Below are 765 nucleotides of genomic sequence, written 5' to 3'. Positions count from 1 at the left end.
GCGATGAAAAGACCAAAAATCAGCTTTCTCATTATCCTGTCACCCTCTCTGGAACTGGCTTGGTTTTCTCCATGCGCGTATAGAACGGCATGAGGATAAAGTAGAGGAAGTACAGCACCGTCAGAATCTGGGCAACCATTGTGCGGCCTTCGGTAGCGGGTACAAGACCGAGATAGCCGAGGATCACAAAGCTCACCACGAAGATGGCCAGTGCAATACGGCTCAACCAGCCTTTGTAACGCATGGACCGTACCGGGCTCTTATCCAGCCAGGGCAGTACGAACAGGATGGCGATTGCCGCACCCATCACAACAACACCCCAGAACTTGGCGTCAAGACCGAACAGGTCGATCGTCACCGCACGCAGCATTGCGTAGAACGGAGTGAAGTACCACACGGGCGCAATATGATCTGGTGTTTTCAACGGGTTTGCCGGCTCGAAATTCGGCTTCTCGATGAACAACCCGCCACCTTCCGGGAAGAAGAACACCACGATAAAGAAGATGAAGAAGAAAACGCCCACGCCGAGAAGATCGTGCACGGTGTAGTAAGGATGGAACGGGATTCCGTCTTTGGGGATGCCGTTTTCGTCCTTGTTCTTCTTGATATCGATACCGTCGGGGTTGTTGGAGCCCACTTCGTGCAGTGCCAGGATGTGAAGCACTACCAGGCCCAGAAGCACGATCGGCAGCGCCACCACGTGCAGCGCAAAGAATCGGTTGAGGGTAATACCGGAAATCAGGTAGTCACCACGAATCCAGAGAG

The 765-nt window shown here is 53.5% G+C and carries 1 protein-coding gene; it reads right to left on the bottom strand.

The genetic code is table 11. The features are described 5' to 3' along the window. Positions 1-31: 31 nt before the first annotated feature. Positions 32-765 (bottom strand): cytochrome b (locus B2W52_RS06165; RefSeq protein ID WP_286801952.1); only part of this gene is annotated, 734 nt, incomplete at its 5' end.

Origin of the sequence: Marinobacter sp. UBA2498, assembly GCF_002341575.1 — a bacterium.
GTDB lineage: Bacteria > Pseudomonadota > Gammaproteobacteria > Pseudomonadales > Oleiphilaceae > Marinobacter > Marinobacter manganoxydans.
The sequence above is the reverse complement of the archived record's forward strand: the minus strand, read 5'-3'. Positions and strand labels throughout refer to the sequence as shown.